20 protein-coding genes are annotated in these 17,179 nt (G+C 72.0%); 3 read left to right on the forward strand and 17 right to left on the reverse strand.

Features of this window, described 5'->3' with window-relative positions:
• Window positions 1–67: 67 nt before the first annotated feature.
• From ACWCPW_RS12435 to ACWCPW_RS12445, 3 genes are all read right to left on the reverse strand, one after another.
• Window positions 68–322, reverse strand: coding sequence for a hypothetical protein (locus ACWCPW_RS12435; RefSeq protein WP_449761514.1), 255 nt, complete (start codon window positions 320–322; stop codon window positions 68–70).
• 172 nt (window positions 323–494) lie between these two features.
• Window positions 495–950 (reverse strand): hypothetical protein, encoded by a 456-nt coding sequence (locus ACWCPW_RS12440; RefSeq protein WP_449761515.1) that lies wholly within the window; start codon window positions 948–950, stop codon window positions 495–497.
• A gap of 203 nt (window positions 951–1,153) precedes the next feature.
• Complete coding sequence (locus tag ACWCPW_RS12445) at window positions 1,154–2,182, reverse strand: GlxA family transcriptional regulator (RefSeq protein WP_449761516.1); 1,029 nt, start codon at window positions 2,180–2,182, stop codon at window positions 1,154–1,156.
• A 52-nt stretch (window positions 2,183–2,234) separates the two neighbouring features.
• Between ACWCPW_RS12445 and ACWCPW_RS12450 the strand changes: the two genes are divergently transcribed.
• Window positions 2,235–2,630 (forward strand): cupin domain-containing protein, encoded by a 396-nt coding sequence (locus ACWCPW_RS12450; protein WP_449761517.1) that lies wholly within the window; start codon window positions 2,235–2,237, stop codon window positions 2,628–2,630.
• 344 nt (window positions 2,631–2,974) lie between these two features.
• Here ACWCPW_RS12450 and ACWCPW_RS12455 read toward each other — a convergent pair whose 3' ends face one another.
• The 5 genes from ACWCPW_RS12455 to ACWCPW_RS12475 all read right to left on the reverse strand — a co-directional run bounded on the left by ACWCPW_RS12455 (window position 2,975) and on the right by ACWCPW_RS12475 (window position 8,551).
• On the reverse strand, window positions 2,975–3,301 hold the full coding sequence (locus tag ACWCPW_RS12455; RefSeq protein ID WP_449761518.1) for a chorismate mutase: 327 nt from the start codon (window positions 3,299–3,301) through the stop codon (window positions 2,975–2,977).
• The gene (locus ACWCPW_RS12460; protein ID WP_449761519.1) at window positions 3,255–4,724 is read right to left on the reverse strand and encodes an MFS transporter; all 1,470 of its coding nucleotides are present in this window, start codon (window positions 4,722–4,724) and stop codon (window positions 3,255–3,257) included. The genes ACWCPW_RS12455 and ACWCPW_RS12460 overlap by 47 nt, the downstream gene beginning before the upstream one ends.
• 30 nt (window positions 4,725–4,754) lie before the next feature.
• Window positions 4,755–5,567 carry a PIG-L deacetylase family protein gene (locus tag ACWCPW_RS12465; protein WP_449761520.1) on the reverse strand — a complete coding sequence of 271 codons (813 nt, stop codon included), beginning with the start codon at window positions 5,565–5,567 and terminating at the stop codon, window positions 4,755–4,757.
• A 118-nt stretch (window positions 5,568–5,685) separates the two neighbouring features.
• Window positions 5,686–7,308 carry a glycosyltransferase gene (locus ACWCPW_RS12470; RefSeq protein WP_449761521.1) on the reverse strand — a complete coding sequence of 541 codons (1,623 nt, stop codon included), beginning with the start codon at window positions 7,306–7,308 and terminating at the stop codon, window positions 5,686–5,688.
• Between the two features lie 352 nt (window positions 7,309–7,660).
• A complete protein-coding gene (locus ACWCPW_RS12475) occupies window positions 7,661–8,551 on the reverse strand; it encodes a LysR family transcriptional regulator (RefSeq protein WP_449761522.1) in 891 nt (296 codons plus the stop codon).
• Between the two features lie 173 nt (window positions 8,552–8,724).
• Here ACWCPW_RS12475 and ACWCPW_RS12480 point away from each other — a divergent pair, with 173 nt between their 5' ends.
• Complete coding sequence (locus ACWCPW_RS12480; RefSeq protein ID WP_449761523.1) at window positions 8,725–9,654, forward strand: ketopantoate reductase family protein; 930 nt, start codon at window positions 8,725–8,727, stop codon at window positions 9,652–9,654.
• 219 nt (window positions 9,655–9,873) lie between these two features.
• On the opposite strand, the gene ACWCPW_RS12485 is transcribed toward ACWCPW_RS12480, so the two are convergent.
• A complete protein-coding gene (locus tag ACWCPW_RS12485; protein ID WP_449761524.1) occupies window positions 9,874–10,476 on the reverse strand; it encodes a TetR/AcrR family transcriptional regulator in 603 nt (200 codons plus the stop codon).
• An 85-nt stretch (window positions 10,477–10,561) separates the two neighbouring features.
• Between ACWCPW_RS12485 and ACWCPW_RS12490 the strand changes: the two genes are divergently transcribed.
• Window positions 10,562–10,972, forward strand: a complete 411-nt coding sequence (locus ACWCPW_RS12490; protein ID WP_402238423.1) for an organic hydroperoxide resistance protein — start codon at window positions 10,562–10,564, stop codon at window positions 10,970–10,972.
• A gap of 116 nt (window positions 10,973–11,088) precedes the next feature.
• Here ACWCPW_RS12490 and ACWCPW_RS12495 read toward each other — a convergent pair whose 3' ends face one another.
• The 8 genes from ACWCPW_RS12495 to ACWCPW_RS12530 all read right to left on the reverse strand — a co-directional run bounded on the left by ACWCPW_RS12495 (window position 11,089) and on the right by ACWCPW_RS12530 (window position 16,988).
• Window positions 11,089–11,415, reverse strand: a complete 327-nt coding sequence (locus tag ACWCPW_RS12495) for a hypothetical protein (protein WP_449761525.1) — start codon at window positions 11,413–11,415, stop codon at window positions 11,089–11,091.
• 308 nt (window positions 11,416–11,723) lie between these two features.
• Window positions 11,724–12,212: a hypothetical protein gene (locus tag ACWCPW_RS12500; protein WP_449761526.1), complete on the reverse strand. Its 489-nt coding sequence runs from the start codon at window positions 12,210–12,212 to the stop codon at window positions 11,724–11,726.
• Between the two features lie 130 nt (window positions 12,213–12,342).
• Window positions 12,343–13,215 carry a transglutaminase domain-containing protein gene (locus tag ACWCPW_RS12505; RefSeq protein WP_449761581.1) on the reverse strand — a complete coding sequence of 291 codons (873 nt, stop codon included), beginning with the start codon at window positions 13,213–13,215 and terminating at the stop codon, window positions 12,343–12,345.
• Between the two features lie 125 nt (window positions 13,216–13,340).
• A complete protein-coding gene (locus ACWCPW_RS12510) occupies window positions 13,341–14,348 on the reverse strand; it encodes a HEAT repeat domain-containing protein (protein ID WP_449761527.1) in 1,008 nt (335 codons plus the stop codon).
• Window positions 14,342–15,022, reverse strand: a complete 681-nt coding sequence (locus ACWCPW_RS12515) for a HEAT repeat domain-containing protein (RefSeq protein WP_449761528.1) — start codon at window positions 15,020–15,022, stop codon at window positions 14,342–14,344. The genes ACWCPW_RS12510 and ACWCPW_RS12515 overlap by 7 nt, the downstream gene beginning before the upstream one ends.
• Before the next feature lie 212 nt (window positions 15,023–15,234).
• Window positions 15,235–15,528, reverse strand: a complete 294-nt coding sequence (locus ACWCPW_RS12520; RefSeq protein WP_449761529.1) for a hypothetical protein — start codon at window positions 15,526–15,528, stop codon at window positions 15,235–15,237.
• A 151-nt stretch (window positions 15,529–15,679) separates the two neighbouring features.
• Window positions 15,680–16,366, reverse strand: coding sequence for an endonuclease (locus tag ACWCPW_RS12525; protein ID WP_449761530.1), 687 nt, complete (start codon window positions 16,364–16,366; stop codon window positions 15,680–15,682).
• A gap of 127 nt (window positions 16,367–16,493) precedes the next feature.
• Entirely contained in the window at window positions 16,494–16,988 is a 495-nt protein-coding gene (locus tag ACWCPW_RS12530; protein WP_449761531.1) for a hypothetical protein, read from the reverse strand.
• Window positions 16,989–17,179 lie beyond the last annotated feature (191 nt).

Consider the following 17,179-nt stretch of genomic DNA (forward strand, 5'->3'; position numbering starts at 1 on the left):
GTCTTCATGATCACCCGGGTCGACGCCATCCGCATCCGTGCGGCGCCGAGCGAGTCGGCGGTGGTGATCAGGCGGAGCCGAGCAGGCGCCAGAAGATTCCGGAGTACCACCCGGCCGTGCGCTTGCCTCCGGGGCGGTCGAACGCCGCGTGTGCCTCGGCGAGATGGCGTGCCGCGGCCTGGCGCGGCGTGACGCGGTACACCGCGCGGCGCGTACCGCAGGCGTCGCACTCGACGAACACGTCGTAGGTGAGTCGGTTCAGACGCACCTCATGGGTGCGGCCGTCGCTCGATCGGGCCCAGTACCGGTGGGTCGTCGTCAAGGCCCCGCTCCTTCCGTCCGGGAGACCTGCCGACCAGTGTGGCGCGGCGATATCACACCGGATACGGGGATTTCCCCCACCGACCCGAAGCCGCGCGCGAGGGCGAGCCGCTCGCGCTCGTCCACGGCTCATCGAGCGACCATCGCGGCTGGAGCCCGATGGGCCTGCCGGGTCACTCCTCGGCGGCTTGGGTACCCGCCTCCGCCGCGTGTGCCTGTGCCAATCGCTCCTCGATGACCAGGCGGATCGGAGCGTACGCCGCGTCGGCCGCGCGCATGCGGGTGGCGCAGCGCTCGAAGGAGACGCGGGAGCGCTCGCGGCGGTTGGGCATCAGGTCGACCCAGTGTCGGCGGATGACCGTGCGGTCGGCGAACGGCCGGGTCACGGTTCGCACTCCGTGCCGGTATCGCAGCTCCGACTCGGCCGATCGCAGCTCGTCCTGAAAGGTCTCGAAGGCGCGGTACCACCGGGCGTACTCCTGCGGGAGGCAGCGAACGGGCCGCACGGGCGGGCCGACGTCGCCGACCTCGTAGAGGGTGTACTCCAGCCCCTCGGGGACCTGCACCCAGGCCATCGTGGTCCACGGCCACGCCATCAGCTTGAATCGGTGCCGCCGGATGTAGGCCACGGCTCGTCCTCCCCTCGGTTCGCGAAGCATCTCAAAGGTAGGGGCGAGGAGCCGGGGGCGAAAGATCACCGCCGGCGGCCGGCGTTGAGACGAACACGATGGGCGCGTCGCGAGGGGATGCCGAGGCGTCGGGCGGGGCGCACCCGGCTCGGCCGGTCCGTGTCCGTTGCCCGATGGGTCGGTCGGCGGGTGATGCCCGGACCTCAGCCCGCCTCCGGTCCGAATCGGTGTCTGTACGCCGAGGGATTGAGCCCGGTTTCGCGACGCATCAGCGCGCGCAGGTTGGTGGCGGTGCCGAGTCCGCTGCGGCGCGCGACCACGTCGAAGCGGGACTCTCCTCGTTCGATCAACCGGCAGGCCAGGGCGACCCGTTCGCCCGTGAGCCAGGCCAGCGGCGTGGTGCCCAGTTGCGCTCGGAAACGGCGATGCAGGGTCGCCGGACTGACCGCCGCGCGGGTGGCGAGACCGGACACCGTGAGCGGCGAGTCGAGCCGCTCCTGGGCCCAGGCCAGGAGGGGCGCCAGCGACTCGTCCGGCAGGTCGGGTACCGGCCGCTCCACGAACTGCCGCTGCCCACCGTCTCGGTGCGCCGCGAAGACCAGTCGCCGGCTCACCGCGTTGGCGACCTCCGCGCCGTGGTCACGGCGTACCACGTGCAGCCCGAGGTCGAGCGCGGCCGCACTTCCCGCGGCGGTGAGGATGTCGCCGTCGTCCACGAACAACACGTCCGACTCGAGCCGAACCGCCGGGAAGCGGGCCCGGAACGAGTCCGCCCACTGCCAGTGCGCGGTGGCCCGGCGACCGTCGAGTACCCCGGCCTCGGCCAGCGTGAAGGCGCCGCTGCAGAAACCGACCAGCCGCGCCCCGCGCGCGTGTGCCCGGCGAATGGCATCGAGCACGGCCGGGCGGCGCGGCACCTCGACGTCGGGCCGGTTGGGGACGATCAAGGTGTCCGCCGAGTCGGCCGCCTCCAGATCCGCGACTCCGGTGAGAGTGAAGAAGCCGTCCCGCATCGACGTGCGCGGTTCGGGAGAGCAGAGCCGGAAGTCGTAGAGGTCACGACCGATCTCGGGCCTGCGCAGGCCGAAGATCTCGGTCGCACAACCGAGCTCGAATGGATTCGAGTTCTCGTCGACGATGACGACGACCCGATGCGGGGCGGGCGCCGGGGGCGCCGGGGCCGCGTGGACCGGTCGGACTGCCGGGAGCGAATGCGAGGATTCTTGCGCCATATGCAATTCCTAGCACTCACGCCGGGTGCGGGGCGCGGGAAAGGATGAGCCCATGAGCAGCGAACCCATAGCCCTCGGCAAGGCCCTGGCCTCCTTCGACGCCTTGTGGAGCCCGCGCATCGTCACGCGCGTCAACGACTACGACGTACGCGTTGCCAAGGTCCACGGCGAACACATCTGGCATGCCCACGACGACACCGACGAGTTCTTTCTGGTGCTCGGCGGCGAACTGCACATCTCGCTCCGCGAGCCCGCGGGGGAGCGCACGGTCGTGCTTCCCCAGGGCGCCGTCTTCACCGTCCCCCGAGGGACGGAGCACAAGCCGTTTGCCCCGTCCGGCGCCGAGATCCTGCTGTTCGAGCCCACCGGGACGCCCACGGTCGGCGATCGTCACGACGAGATCCCGGCCCACGTGGACGCGACGACGGGCCACGCGCTCGACGCCTGAGCGCCCACGCCCGATCCGTCGCCGCGTCGCGCCCCGCCGCGTTCCGCCCCGCACGTCGCGCGCGTGGCGTGTCGGCGCGACCTGCCCATGGGCACGCTCTCCGACACCGGCGCCGAGGCCCTGCTCGCCGGCCGCCCCCTCACCCATCTCCAGCGCCTGACCATCCGGCACCACTTCCTGGGTGACGGCGCCGCCCGACGGCTCCGCGAAGCCCTCGAACCGGCGGGGGTCACCGTCGACCTCTCCGAGGCGTGCACCCCGTGGGAAGCGAAGACCCGCGAAGAGGGCAGGTACACGCAGGTCGCCGCACAGGGAAGCCCGAACCGGCGACGTGCAGGGGCCGGCTACGACCCCGGGGGTGGCACGGGATCGGCCGCGGCCACTTCGGTGTTCCGGCGGTGCTCGTGGAGTTCGAGATCGATGAATGCGGCGATCATGGCCCGCCAGACGGCTTCGGCCACCTCGGGTGCCAGTCCCGCCGTGACGGCGCGGTCACGTACTGCCGCGATGACGCGTTCGACTCGATCGGGAGCCCGGACCGCCTGCTCGTCGCTTTTGAATCCGGCGGCCGTGCGGACCAGTTCCTGCCGCCTGGCGAGCAACCGGACCACTTCACAGTCGAGTTCATCGATCCGAGTGCGGACCTCGGTGAGGTCCAGGGGTGTTGACATGGCCACAGCGTCGCACATCGTCGCGGGACGGCGGCACGTTCCCCGAGGTGGCCGGGTCCGGTTCGACTCTCGGGTCGGGGCAGCCGACTTTCGTCGGTATCGAGGGCACGCCCCGGCCGGCATCGTCGGTCGGGGTTGTCGATCCGTCCGAGCCCTCCGGGAATTCCGAACGCTCCCGACGGCCCTCGACACCGCCGGGGTTCCGGGAGGTCCGGTTTTCGGACAGGAGTCCGGCGAGGCACGCCGCGACGACCGCGAGCAGGGGCAGCAGGAGCAGGGCGAAGCGCAGCGTGATGTGGCCGGCGAGGAAGCCGACGAGTGGCGGTCCGGCGAGGAAGGCGAGGTAGCCGGTGGTGGAGACGGTGGCGACCGCGGGGCCGGGGGTGTCGGGGTACTGCCGGCCGACGCCGCCCACCACGAGCGGGAACGACGAGGCGATGCCCAGGCCGACGACCGCGAACGCGGGTACCACCACCCACGGGTACGGCGCCGCGATCGCGAGAGCGGCGGCGGAACCGGTCACCAACGCGCCGAGGCGCACGACCCGTACCGGGGCGAAGCGCGCGGCCACACGATCACCGGCGAGCCGTCCGAGCGTCATGGCCAGCGCGAACACCGTGTAGCCCGCGCCCGACACACCGGGCCCCGCGTGTACCGAGTCCGCCAGATACACGGTGCCCCAGTCGGTGACCACACCCTCGATGAGCAGGACGCACAGCCCGAGCAGGCTGAGCCACAACAGGCGCCCCCGCAGGCCCGGCCGGATTCGGGACGCGGGTCCGGTGCGCGGCTTCGGCACATGGCGGAGGGCCGGCCGCAGCGCCGCGACGGCGGGCGCCGAGGCGATCAGGGCGACGGCGGCGGTGACCACGAACTGGGTGGCCGGACGTACGCCGGCCGCCGCCGCGATCGTGCCGATCAGCGCGCCGGTGAGCGCGCCCGCGCTGTACAGGCCGTGGAAGGAGGACATCCGCGGGCGTTCCGCGTCGCGTTCGCCGTCGACGGCGTGGGTGTTCATGGCCACGTCGAGCGCGCCGACGGCGGCACCGAGGACCGCGAGGGCGAGGGTGAGCGCGATCAGACCGTCGGCCAGGGCGAGCAGGGCGACCGCCGACGCGTAGATCGGCAGCGCGACGCGGGTGACGACGCGGCTTCCGAATCGGTTGACCAGGACGCCGGCCGCCGGCATCGCCGGTACCGACCCGAGCGCGACGCCGAGCAGCGCGATGCCCAGTTGTCCGTCCGACAGGTGCAGATCGGCCTTGACCTGCGGGATGCGCGGCGCCCAACTGGCGAGGACCGTCCCGTTGAGGAAGAACACGGCGTACAGCCCCCACCGGCCGGAACCCGACCGGCGCTCCCGGTCTCGGTGGCGTAGGCGCGACTCGCGGCGGGCGCCGGGCGCGTCGGGGCGGATGGGCATGGCTCTCCGATCTGCGTTCTCCGGGTGGCTTCACGTCCTGCTCGGGCGGCGGCCGGCCGCGTTCGCGGCGACTCCGAGCGTGTCATGCGTGGCCGGCGTGGTGGGAGTGATCCAGGGCAGCGCGAGGTCGGCCGGCGTCGTCGGTGGATGGGCGCGGGCAAGGGTGAACGCTTCCGCGTACGCGACGCCCACCTCTCGGCCGCGCAGCGTGGATTGCCGTCGGGCGAGGTCCACGAAGTCGTGGCCACCGCGCTGCCGGCGGCGGTCGTTCTGACTCGCGTGCCGCGACACCATGGCCTCCTTGGTCGGCATGGTGTCGGTGATGTTCACCCACAGGTCCGGCGTACCCGCGTTCGCGCCGGTCAACGTATCCATCCGGAACAACGCCGGAACGGTGTCGAGGGCGGCGTACCCGGTTTCGAGGCCCGGTTCGCGAGCCGGCAGCCGCGCGGCGCTCGCGAGGGCGCCCGCGGCCCGGTGGTCCGGGTGGTAGTCCTCGGGGTGATGCGCGAACAGCACGTCGGGGCGGGTTCGGCGCAGCACGTCCACGACGAGCAGACGGGTCTCGGGGGTGTCGTAGAGGAAGCCGTCCGGCAGTCCGAGCATGATCGAGTCGGCTCCGAGCAGGGACGCGGCCTCGCGGGCCTCGTGGGCGCGGATACGGGCGATCGGGGACGGGGGTGGGGGTGGGGACGCGGCCGGAGGCTTGGGCGGTGCGCCCGGTGCGCCGTTCGTCAGGACGGCGATGGTCACGTGGGCGCCCCGCGCTCGGTAGTGCGCGAGGGTTCCGGCGCACAACAGTTCGACGTCGTCGGGGTGTGCGCCGAGGGCGAGGATTCGCATGGCGATCGGTCCTTGGTGTCGGGGTGGATGGCGTTGCCCGGGTCCCGCGTCCGTCTCGGGAGTGCGTTCGGTGCGCCAGGTCGTGCGGTCCATCGCGTACGGCGTTCGCCGCCACCTCCTACGGGAGGTCGCAGAGAATCCGCGCGAACCCCAGCACGCCGCTGTCCGTGAGGAAGTTCGTGCGCACGTGCCGGCGTCCGTTGTCGCCGAGTTCCCGGGCGTACGCCGGGTCGGCGAGCAGTTGCCCGATGCCGGCGCCGAGTCCGGGCAGATCGTGCGGGTGGTCCAGCAGCAGGCCGGATCGGCCGTGTCGGATCTGTTGTCGGATGCCCCCCACCGGTGAGGCGATCACGGGCCGCCCCTTCCAGGCGGCCTCGGACACGGTCAGTCCGAATCCCTCGGCGAGGCTCTTCTGGATCACCACGGTCGAACACCGCTGGATGGCGTTGATCGTCAACGCGTGCTCGGTCGGATGTTCGGTGGGAATCTCCACCAGATGTACCCGACCCGGCCGGTTCCGCCGGCGTTCGCGGGCCTCGCGGCACTCCGCGAGCACCTGTTCGGCCTGCGCGTCGCCGGCCGCCCGTGGTCCCACGAGCAGCAGGTGCGCACCGAAGTCCGGGTCGACATGGTCGGTGAACGCCTCGATCACGCCCGGGATGTCCTTGACCCGGTCCCATCGACTCACCTGCGTGACGAGCGGCGTGCCCGCCGGCAACGCGCCCGCGTGCCGATCGATCCGCGCGCCGGCGCGAAGGAGCGGATCGGCGAAGGCGGAGCCACCGGACGGATCCGCGCCACCGTCGCCCGGCTCCGGGAAGACGCCGATACGCGCCATCAGGCGCGACGTGTCCACGGCGGGACGCAGCGGCAGGTTCTTCGGTGACAGGGGGTTGATCGACGGCGACTGAATGCGGACCGGTATGTCGGGCAGGCCGGCCGGCAGCGCTCCGTCGTACGACGCGATGAAGCCGTGCGCGGCGGACAGGTACCGGCGCAGGAACTGCCAAGCCGGCCCAGCGGGTTCGGCGTTCAGAGGGGTGCCGATGTGGCATTGCCACAACACGGTGCACCCGGCTTCGCGCAGGTACGGGATCAGGCCGGCGGTCTGGTGGTCGTGCAGGACGACCACGCCGCGTCGGCCGAGGGCACCGAGCAGGCGCTCCGCGGCGGCGCGCGACACGCGTTCGTACAGGGCCCGTCCGCTCTCCGGGTTCGGCGGGTCCTCGTGTGTGCTCGCGGCCACACCGCACATCCGGTAATAGAGCGACTTGGTCAGGGCGCGGAACGCGCGGCTGCCCTCGATCGTGGCCCACCGGGTGTCGATGCCCTCACCGCGCACGTGGGGCAGCGTGGTGCGGAGAAGCTCGGCGACTCCACCGCGCGTCGGATTGTCACTCACGTGCCACACCTCGCGTCCGTCGAGGCGCTCGCGGGCCTCGTGCAGTGCGCCGCGCACCTCGGCGAGCCGTGCCGCGCCGACGAGGTGTTCGAGGCGGGCCAGGGGTGTCGCCGGCAGGTCGACCTCCGGCAGCGGCGAGGTCGGCCCGCGAGGCGGCGCGGACGGGTGGTGGATACGGGGCCGGGGTGAGCGAGTCGCCGTTGTGCCGGTGTTGCCGGTAACGCCCGTGTTTTCGGTAGCGCCCGTGCTGCCCGTGCTGCCCGTGTTGCCGGTGGCGTCGGTGGGACGGCCGACGGGGCGGGGCAGGGACGGCCCGTGGCAGCGTTCGGTGCGGATCATTGCGGTTGCCTTGCTGTGCGTGGAGTGGTGGTGGGGGGAAGGTGCCGAGAGGACACGCGGCCCTCGGGGCCCGATCCCGGATTCACCCTTCGATCCGGATTCGGATCCGAGTCCGGATCGCGGCATCTGCCATTCACCATCGATCTCGCGCTGTCCCGGGCGCCTGAGCCGGCAGTCCCTGACCGGTCCCGCATCCCACCGAGGCACCGGCCACCCACGCGCGGGCCGTCCCGACCCCGACCCGTCCCGACCCGTCCCGAGCGATCCGTCGACAGTCGGCGCGCCACGACATCCAAGGGTGTCCGCCCGATCGAGAACCGCCGTCCCGCCGGCTACCGTGCCGGCTCGTTCCTCACCGTGTGCCGTCGAGGGCGACGCTGTCGGCGAAGGCTCGGGCCAGGGGGGTGAGGTCGTCCCAGCGGCGGACGGCCCAGCCGACCGACAAGGGTGGCAGGTCGGGGATGGGGAGGAAGCGTACGGGGCCGGTTTCGTCGGTGGTGCGTCGGTCCGGGAGTGCGGGGACGACGGCGTGTCCGAGGCCGAGTTCGGCGAGCAGGATGGCGGTGTCCCAGTCGGCGACGCTGGTGTCGGATGTGACGTGAATGCCCAGTTTCGCGAAGGCCGCGTCGAGGTGGGCCCGCGAGGAGGAGTCCTCCGGAAGCCTGATGTGCCGGATGCCGACGAGGTCGGCGGCGTCGATGCGGGTGCGATCGGCGAGCGGATCGTCGGCGCGGACGGCCAATACCCAGGGCAGTTCGGCGACGCGGCGTTGTTGGATCCCCTGAATCGGGTCGCCGACGGTGATCCAGGCCAGGTCGAGGGTGTTGGAGGCGAGCGCGTCGAAGCAACCGCGGCTGGAGGTCTCCGTCCGAAACTCCAGGCTGGCCTTGGGGAATCGGCTGCGGAAGGCGACGACGGCCCCGGACAGGAAGTGCCGCACGGTGGTGGCGCCCGTGGTGACCCGTACGGATCCGGCCTCGCCGTGGGCCAGTTCGTCGAGCCGGCGCAGGGCCACGTCCAGGCCGGCGATGCCGTCGGCCGCCGCGGCTTGCAGCAGGCGTCCCGCCGCGGTGGGGGCGACGCCGCGGGGGTGGCGTTCCAGGAGTCGTATCTTCGTCTCCCGTTCCAGCCGCTTCACATGCTGACTCACCGCCGACTGCGTGCACGAGAGTTCCCGGGCGACGGCACTCAGGCTCCCGGCCCGGCACACCGCCACGAAGACACGCAGATCATCGAGGGTCATGGACTTAAGGTAATGCTTGGGTAGTTGGCATAAAACCCGAGGATTGACTTGGAAGTGCTCCGGTTCGATGATCGATCCGGGCGGCAACCTGCTCCCACCCACGCGCCCCCGTCCGGACGGGAGAGCCCGGTGGAGCAGGTGCCGACCCCGGCCGCCATCGAGAGGAATATCCCGTGTCCGCTTCGACTCCCACTCCCTCCGACGACGAACACGCCGGCGCGCGCCCGTGGACCGTGGCGGTACTCGGGCCGGGGGGAGTGGGCGGCCTGCTCGCCGCACTGTTGTCCCGGGCCGGTCACCGGGTGATCTGCGTCGCGGGGGAGGAGACCGCACACGCCTTGCGGCGAGGCGGGATTCGGGTGCGCAGCGGGCAGTTCGGGGACTTCGCCGCGCCCGTCGAGACGGATACCGAACTGCGCGATCCCGTCGATCTGTGCCTGATCACGGTCAAGCACACCGCGCTGCGCGGCGCGCTGGAACGCATACCGCCCCAGGCGGTCGGGAACGGCCTGATCGTGCCACTGCTCAACGGCATCGAGCATCCCTCCGTACTGCGTGGACACTTCGGCGAACGGAGCGTCGTCGCGCCGGCCGTGATCCGCGTCGAGTCGACGCGCGTCGCACCGGGCGTAATCGAACACGGCAGCCCGTTCACGGAGATCGACCTGGCCGGACCGCGGGAGCCGCTCGCTCCCCTGGCGGCCGTGCTCACGAACGCCGGCGTTCACACGCGCACGGTCGGGGACGAGGCCGCCGCCCTGTGGGCGAAACTCGCCTTCCTCGCCCCCTTTGCCCTGCTCACCACCCGCTACGGGCTCACCATCGGCGAGGTGAGGACCGAGCGCCGGGCGGAGCTGGTCGCTCTCGTCGAGGAAGCGGCGGCGGTGAGCGCGGCCTGCGGTGCGCCGGTCGATCCCGCGCGATCCCTGGCGCTGTACGACTCCTTCCCGGCGCAGACCAAGTCGTCCATGCAACGCGACGCGGAGGCGGGCCGTCCCACCGAACTCGACGCGATCGGCGGCGCGTTGCTGCGCGCGGCCACGCGGCACGGCACGCCCGTACCCGTCACGGTCCGGCTGATGGCCGAGCTGACGAACGGGTGACCACCGCGCGCGCGGCCGGGGTCGCGCGCGAGGGGTCGGTGCCGGCGGCCCCGCGGGACACGCGCGTCGACCCGCGGCGCGGAGACGACCCGGTCGAGGTCGTCGAGCACGAGCCGTCCCGTGCCCGGGTTTCTGCTCCGCTGGGCCCCGGGGCGCCATGATTTCGCGCCGGCGGGTGCGCCGAGGTGTGCGTCGGGGCCGTGCCGTTCGCGCCGTCGGTCAGCGGTCCGTGTCGCCGGGTGCGTCGAGTACGCGGTTCAGGGCGTCGGGGATGATCCGCCGGAGGGCGTCGGCGTCGTCCAGGTAGCAGCCGACCGCCAGGCCGTCCCGCAGCAGCATCAGGATGTCGGTCGTCGCGAGCGGGTTCGGGTCGCCGGCGGCGGACAGCAGGTCGGTCAGCATCGTGCGGAACCAGGTGCGGTGGTCGAGGACCGCCTTGCGCACCGGGTGGGACACGTCCGGGAACTCGGCGGCGGCATTGATGAACGGGCAACCCCGGAAGCCGGGTTCGCGGCCGATCTCGGTCATCAGGTCGAAGATCCGCAGCAGCACGTCGCGCGGCGGTACGTCGGTCGATCCCGCCAACAGCGCCGCGACACCGTCGCGCTGCGTGCGGTACTGCTCGTCCAGGTAGGCGTGGACCAACTCGTCCTTGGACGGGAAGTGGTTGTAGAACGTCGCCTTGGCCACGCCGGCCTCGGCGATGATCCGGTCGACGCCCACGGCGTGGACGCCCTCCGCGTAGAAGAGCGCGGTCGCGCTGTCGAGGACGCGGCGGCGGGCCGGGCTCTCGCGGCGGTGGTCGGAGGTTGTCGTACTCACACCTTGACTTTACCAGACAGGTCTGTCTACATTCGGAACACGCCAAGACAGACCTATCTGTCTACCTCTTCGAAAGGGCGGGACCATGAGCCTGTACACCGCGATCGCCACCTCCGCCGGACGCGACGGACGTGCGGTGAGCTCCGACGGGCAGCTCGACGTCAAGCTGGGCATGCAGAAGGAACTCGGCGGGGACGGCGTGGGGACCAACCCCGAGCAACTGTTCGCGGCGGGCTACGCGGCGTGCTTCGCGAGCGCGATGCAGCTCGTGTCCAAGCGGCAGAAGGTGGACGCCGCGGACGCCTCGGTGACGGCCGAGGTCGGCCTGAACGCGAACGGCGACGGCGGCTTCGGGCTGAGCGTGACCCTGCGGGTGGAACTGCCCGAGCACCTGTCCGCGGAGGAGGGACGCGCGTTGATCGAGGCCACCCACCAGGTCTGCCCGTACTCGAACGCGACCCGGGGCAACATCCCGGTCGAACTCGTCATCGAGTAGTCGCGGGCGAGACGACGAATCCGACCCGGATCGCCCGGAGCCGGTCGGGGGAGCGCCGGCCCCGGCTCCGGGGGTCCTCCGGGCCGCCTCCCGGTAGGCCCTCGATACGAGCGGGGTCAGCCGAACTTCACGCTGTGCGGAATCGGCGCGGCGAACACCGCCGTGGTGTGCGGGCCCAGCAGCCCGTACGGCCCGTCCTCGCACCCCTGGTCCGCGTACACCGCGGCCACCGTCGCGGTGCCGTTCGTCGCGATGCGGGCGCCGCCGACGAGCGGGAAGCACTCGCCGTCGGCCGGGTCGACGAGCCGGAACTGCTCGCCGTCGACGTTCTCGTAGGTGAACGTGCCGGTGGCGGCGTGGGCCGAGCCGATGGGCCCGGTGGCCAGGACGACGGCGGCGCCGATCGCGAGGGCGATCCGCCGCAGGTGTGCGAGCGCGTACACGTGGTGTCTCCGTTCCCGGGGGCCGATCGGGGCCCGCCGCGCGAGGGGTGTCGATGTGGTCGAACCGCGCCGGGCGTCGCGCGCCGGTGGCGCGTTCCGGGCCCGGCGGGACCTCGTTCACCTCGGCCGTGTTCCCCGGCCCGGGTCCGTGACAACGACGGACCACCCGTTCGGCGGCGGTGCGCCCGGTGCTGCCGGCGGCGGACCGTACACCACCGCCGCCCCGGCGTCGTGGTCGCGGGGGATCAGCACGACCAGCACGACCGGATCGGCCGACACGATCGTGATTCGGGTCGGGCGGAGGGTGGTCAGGTCACCGTGCTGATGACGGCCTTGCCCTCGGTGGCGGCTGCGGTGAGGAACACGATCAGGTCCTCGAACGTGTTGCCTCCGGTGGTCCCGTTCCAGGGCCGGGACGTGCCCGCGCCGGCGGCCCACCGCTCGGCGCGTAGTCCCTCCACCACCGGACCCACCTTCTCCGGGGGCAGGAGGTACGCGGACTCACCCGCGACTTCGACACCTTCGACGATCTCGCAGCCGTACCCGACCGCCATGGCCAACCAGGGATACTCCTTCGTCCAACGTCCCGTACCGCCCTCGGCCTCCAGTCGACCCTCGGCCGCCATGGTCAGCACGCGATAGTCGCATCCGTAGCGGTCCACCTCCGGACGAAAACCGGAGACGGCCGAGCCGCTGCCACCCCGGTCGACGGACAACTCGCCGACCGGCACGGGAGAGTCCCCGACCTTCCCGAGCATCGCCGGCCCGACCTTCACGAGGGTCAACCACATCGACATGCCGCTTCCTCACTCTCGATCGCCTGCCACCACCACCCGACGACCCCCTCGTCGGCCCCCCGGAAGCCCAGGCGCGAGGCGGTTCGCCCGGGTGAGCATGGTGCCTTCCATCGGCCGGGTCGATACGCAACTACCGGGCGCCCGCCGCGTGTCGGCCGAGGACGGGTTCCGCGACGAGTCGCGCCACGCGGCACAACGTCTGGCCGTGCCGGGCGAAGAGTTCGTCGCGCGAGCCGAAGTGGCCCAAGTCTGCCAGTACGTAGGCGGAGAGGTCGCACGCGGCTCCGGCGTCGGTGGTCGGGCACAGCGTCGCCCCGTCCCAGTCGATCGCCGTCCTGGACAGCGCCTCGAAGAGGGTCTCCGGGCCGGCGTTGGTGAAGCCGCCGCCGGGACCGCCGCTCAACTCGTCGAGGCCGCCGAAGAGTTCCGCGACCGTCAACCAGTGCGACGTGGGGTGGTCGCCGGTGGACGGGCCCGTCAGGTGGAATTCCGGCCAGGCCAGCACCACTTGGTCCGGGACGATGCGACGCAGGTGCGGGAACCTCGGATACCAGAACGCCCCGTCCAGCAGCAGGCCGCGCACCCGTGTGGCCACTCCGGACGCGCGGGCCACGGCTTCGAGCACGGCCAGGCGCTGGCTGCACGATCCGCGACCCAGGCGCAGCACCTGCGACGTGGGCCGTTCGTCCTGTACGGAGTACACGGGTCGGACGGCTGTGGCGATCAAGCGATGGGCTGTGCGCAGGACTTGCACCCGACGCACGGGATCCCCGGCAATGCCGGGATCCTCGGCGCCCATCGCACCCTCGACGCCTGGATTCCCGGTGCTTCCCGGGTGCTCGGCCGACGCCGCGCCCGCGCTCGCGGCGCGCTCGGCCAGTGCGGTGACGCGCGGGTCCGGCCAGTCGAGGATCGGCGTCGGCGCCGTGCTTCCCGCGACCACTCTCCGCTCGACGGTGTCCTCGTGGATACGGCGCTTGGGTCGAAGCAGCGAACTCGTCATGGCCATGGTCCCCTCATGGAGCATTCTCCGGATACCACGACGCATCATGTCAGAGGATTTGAACGTGTTCAATTATGCGATGGGAGCGGGACGGAGGAACTGCGCCCGGCACCCGGAAGGCATCGTTACCGCGCCTCGCGCAGCGTGAGGATGTATGCCGCCGTGAGCGCGACCACGCGGTCTTCGTCACGTGCGAGATCCGCCAGGGCACGGGACGCCGTGATGCCGGGGATGTCCGCGAGCGCCTGCGTCAGCCGTCGACGCGCGGACGCTTCGGTGCTGCCGTGGGCGAGGCGGTCGACGAGCCTGGTGGCGATCTCATCCGCCGACGCGGGACGACTCGCCAGCGCGCTCAGCGCATCGGCCGCGTCGACGTCGTTCGTGTCCTGGACGACCATGTCGACGAGCGTCGGGACCGCGTCGGCCACTCCGCGCGGACCGAGCGCCAGCGCCGCACACCGGCGGACCATGAGGTCGGAGTGCGTGAGCGCGTCCCGCAGCAGCGCGGTCGCCTCGTCGTCCGGAATCTCGGCGATGGCCCGGACGGCACGTTCGCGCACCTGGGCCGACGGTGAGCCGAGGCCCTCCGCCAGCGGCTGCGCCCATCCGCCGTCGCCCGATCGCGCCAGGGCCCAGCGAAGGGCCCCGGCGACGTTCGGATCCGTCTCGCTCAACGCCGCCTCGACCAGGGCTTCCACCGGCACCGGAACCTCTTCGGTCGAGGCCAGCGCCGCGCGCTGGCGCTTCCCGGCGCTCTCCGACCCCAGGGCCTGGAGGAGTGCGACGACCTGGAGGACGTCCTCCCAGCCGGCGGGTTCCGCGGCCCCGATCCGACGAAGCCGCGTCAGCAACGCCGTCTCACGCGCGATGCGTTCCCGCGTGCGGAGGATGAGGTCGTCGACGAGATCCGCGGGCCTGAAGCCGGGATCATCCAGCGCGGACCCGACCTCGCGCAGCGACAGCCCCAACGACCGCAGGCTCTCGATATGGAAGATGCGCCGGATGTCCTCCCCGGAATACTCGCGATAGCCGCCTCCGGTACGACCCGTCGGCCGCAACAACCCGAGCGATTCGTAATGCCTGAGCATGCGGGCGCTGACCCCGGACCGTCGTGCCACGTCACCGATCAACACCGGCCGGCACTCTCCTGGCCGGCCCCGCCGAGGGCCACGACACGCTTGGCCTGCTCGGTCGCGAACTCGAATGCCGCGTCCGGGTCGCGCAACAGCCGCTCCGTGGCGATCGCGTGCCGGCGTACGCGAGGGTCGAGATCCGTCATCGCCGCGCGCAGGGTCGGCTCGATCGCCTCACCGAGCGCGATCAGCGCCCGGCTGAGGCTCAGCCGGGTCTCCTGCCCGCCGCGCCCGAACCGGGTCGCCAACACAGCGGCCAACGCCGGCTCTTCGCCTTCGGGCACGAGGACGACCGCCGCCCGCCAAGCGCTCCGCGCCACCTCGTCGTCGGCGTCGGACAGGAGTGCGCGGGTGATCGCTGGCCACGCCTGCCGATCCCCGATCTTGGACAGCGTGTGCAACGCCTGGCTTCTGGCCTGCGCCCGCTCCGAACGGACTTCACGGACAAGCGCGGGGACCGTCGTCGACGACGGGTGGCGGGTGAGCGCCCACGTGAGCGTCTCGCACACCTGGAAATCGGGCTCGATCGCGCATCGCTCGACGAGCCCGTCGACCAACCGCGGGTCCGGGGTCGTGCCGGCCACCATCGCCGCCCGCAGCCGCACCGACGAGCGGCCGTCCTCCAGCGCCTGAAGAACTCGCACCGTGTCCGTCTCCTGTTTCGGCAAGGTCATCGGGACCACCTCCTCGGCCGTAGTCAAGACCTTGTCACGGTGTCAAGGTCAAGAGGCGGGCCGGGAGATCACCGGACACCCACCCGCGCCCGCCGCCGCGCCGCAACGCCGCACCCGCCCGCATCGTGCGTCGTGCGGAACGGGCCGGACCCCCGGGCGGGACCTACGGCGGTGGGTTCGAAGCGCCGCCGAGGTCCCGTCCCAGGAGCGGCTCACGAGTCCGTGAGCACCCACAGTTGCCAGACTCCGGCAGGTCGGCACTCGTACCTGTTGGCCCCGTTCTCCAGGTACCACTGGCCCCTGGTGTGGCAGCCGCCCAGGTCTTCGGGTGCGAAGTCCTGCACGTGGTGCCAGCCGGGGCCGACCGAGGGGCCGGCGGCCGCGACTCCGGTCGCGGAGCCGACCGCCGGTCCCGTCACCGCCACGGCTTGGCCCGCCGCCAGAGCGGGCGCCGTCAACAGCGCTGCGGCGGTGGCGAGTACCGCGAACCTCTTCTTCGTGTTCATGGTTCTTCCTTTCGAGTGATCGAGGGGAACTCCAGCATCCCGTTTCCGCCGGAAACGGTCTTCATGCGCAAGGTGGACAGGCTCGTACAGCGAAATATCTACTCTTCAACCCTTTTTGCCGCGACGGCGCGCGGCGCCGCGCGGGTGTCCTCTACCCGGAGGCGGTGACCTTCGCCGCCAAGTCGCGGTTCAGGTCGATGCGTACCAATGCCGCCGCGAAGCGGGCCAAGTCGTCGCCGTCGACCAGATCGGCCAGCGCGGCGGCGGTCTCGGGCAGGCCCACACGAGTCGCCCCCGCGAGCGCCTTCCCGTCCAGAACCGGGCGCAGGAAGGGCCACACCTCCTGGACCTCACGGCAGAAGATCAAGGCGCCGGCCGGGCCGATGCCGGGGAATTCGCGCAACAGCTCCAGCACGCGTTCGCGGCGTTCGCCGGCGTCCCGGGCCAGGCGACGCAGGTCGCCCGCGTAACGGTCGCGGGCCAGATCGGCGCATTCGCCGAGCCGGGTCGCGGTGCCTTCGTCGTAGCGCACATAGTGCGCCCGTCCGAGTGCGTCCACCCGTTGTTGCCAGGTCAGGTCGCCCATGCCCTTCGGTGTGCCGCCGCCCGCGTCGATCAGCTCCCGCGCCGCGCGCACCGCGATATCGGCCTTGATGCGAGTGGAGATCAAGTTGCTCAGCACGAGCAACCGCCACAGCGGCGCAGGCTTGTTCGTCAAACGGATGCCGGCCTGCCGGGCGTACGTGGTGCCCGCCTCGGCGAGCACCACGCCGACGAGCTCGCGCCTGGTCCCGGCCGCCTCGGTCGGGCCGGGGGATCCTGTGCTCTTGGAAGACATGCCCGGCCGCTCCGTGTCGCGAGGGTGATCGCCGTCGGCGGAGCCGTTACCCGCAACGAGGGTGGGCACGCCCGCTCGCTGCGACCCGGCGAGGTGCGCGAGCGGCTCGAACCGGGGCGGAGAGGGTTCATGCGGCGGTGAGTGGCAGGGTGTGCCAGCCGCGGAGGATGTTGTGCGGGTGGCGGATGGGGGAGCGGTCGGGGCCGGGGGACAGGGTGCGAAAGCGTGTGGTCAGCGCGGTGAGTACGGCGTCGAACTCCAGGCCGGCGAGGTGGTTTCCGGCGCATTGGTGGGTTCCCAGCCCGAGCGAGAGCTGGTCGGGGCTGTCGCCGCGGGTGATGTCGAACGCGTCGGCCCGGGGTCCCCACTTGCCGCGGTCGCGGCCCGCCGAACCGAAGAGGAACCGGTTGTTGACCTCGTCGGTGAGGGCGACGCCGTGATCGCTGGAGTAGGTGGCGGGGTCCCGCAGCGCGCCGGCGACGGTCGCGTGGTGGGGCAGCGCCCACACGCCGTGGGCTTCGAGGCGGACGACGGGGCCGAGGCCGCGCGGGGTCGCGTAGGCGGGGTAGGGATCGGCGAGGATGCTGTCGTCGAAGAGGTCGATCGCGGAGGACGCGGGCATGCGAGGGGCCCTTCGTCGGGAGGCGTACAGCCGGGCGGGTCGGGCGGGTCGAGTGCGGCCCGATGACGATGGTCGGCCGGCCTGGGCGGTTGCGACGAGGCGGTGGTCGACCAGGCCGGGAGCACGCCCGCGCACGCGCTCGCGAAGTGGTGCGCGGAACCGGCGTACGCATCGCCGCCGGCCGCCATCCC

The sequence above is a fragment of the Embleya sp. NPDC001921 genome (assembly GCF_053594475.1).

What these genes read in the sequence shown, in the direction of transcription:
- ACWCPW_RS12515 (WP_449761528.1), bottom strand. Translation starts at nt 15,022, where the DNA reads ATGACCTTGCCGAAACAGGAGACGGACACGGTGCGAGTTCTTCAGGCG.
- ACWCPW_RS12450 (WP_449761517.1), top strand. Translation starts at nt 2,235, where the DNA reads ATGAGCAGCGAACCCATAGCCCTCGGCAAGGCCCTGGCCTCCTTCGAC.
- ACWCPW_RS12465 (WP_449761520.1), bottom strand. Translation starts at nt 5,567, where the DNA reads ATGCGAATCCTCGCCCTCGGCGCACACCCCGACGACGTCGAACTGTTG.
- ACWCPW_RS12470 (WP_449761521.1), bottom strand. Translation starts at nt 7,308, where the DNA reads ATGATCCGCACCGAACGCTGCCACGGGCCGTCCCTGCCCCGCCCCGTC.
- ACWCPW_RS12490 (WP_402238423.1), top strand. Translation starts at nt 10,562, where the DNA reads ATGAGCCTGTACACCGCGATCGCCACCTCCGCCGGACGCGACGGACGT.
- ACWCPW_RS12475 (WP_449761522.1), bottom strand. Translation starts at nt 8,551, where the DNA reads ATGACCCTCGATGATCTGCGTGTCTTCGTGGCGGTGTGCCGGGCCGGG.
- ACWCPW_RS12500 (WP_449761526.1), bottom strand. Translation starts at nt 12,212, where the DNA reads ATGTCGATGTGGTTGACCCTCGTGAAGGTCGGGCCGGCGATGCTCGGG.
- ACWCPW_RS12460 (WP_449761519.1), bottom strand. Translation starts at nt 4,724, where the DNA reads ATGCCCATCCGCCCCGACGCGCCCGGCGCCCGCCGCGAGTCGCGCCTA.
- ACWCPW_RS12505 (WP_449761581.1), bottom strand. Translation starts at nt 13,215, where the DNA reads ATGACGAGTTCGCTGCTTCGACCCAAGCGCCGTATCCACGAGGACACC.
- ACWCPW_RS12530 (WP_449761531.1), bottom strand. Translation starts at nt 16,988, where the DNA reads ATGCCCGCGTCCTCCGCGATCGACCTCTTCGACGACAGCATCCTCGCC.
- ACWCPW_RS12520 (WP_449761529.1), bottom strand. Translation starts at nt 15,528, where the DNA reads ATGAACACGAAGAAGAGGTTCGCGGTACTCGCCACCGCCGCAGCGCTG.
- ACWCPW_RS12455 (WP_449761518.1), bottom strand. Translation starts at nt 3,301, where the DNA reads ATGTCAACACCCCTGGACCTCACCGAGGTCCGCACTCGGATCGATGAA.
- ACWCPW_RS12525 (WP_449761530.1), bottom strand. Translation starts at nt 16,366, where the DNA reads ATGTCTTCCAAGAGCACAGGATCCCCCGGCCCGACCGAGGCGGCCGGG.
- ACWCPW_RS12445 (WP_449761516.1), bottom strand. Translation starts at nt 2,182, where the DNA reads ATGGCGCAAGAATCCTCGCATTCGCTCCCGGCAGTCCGACCGGTCCAC.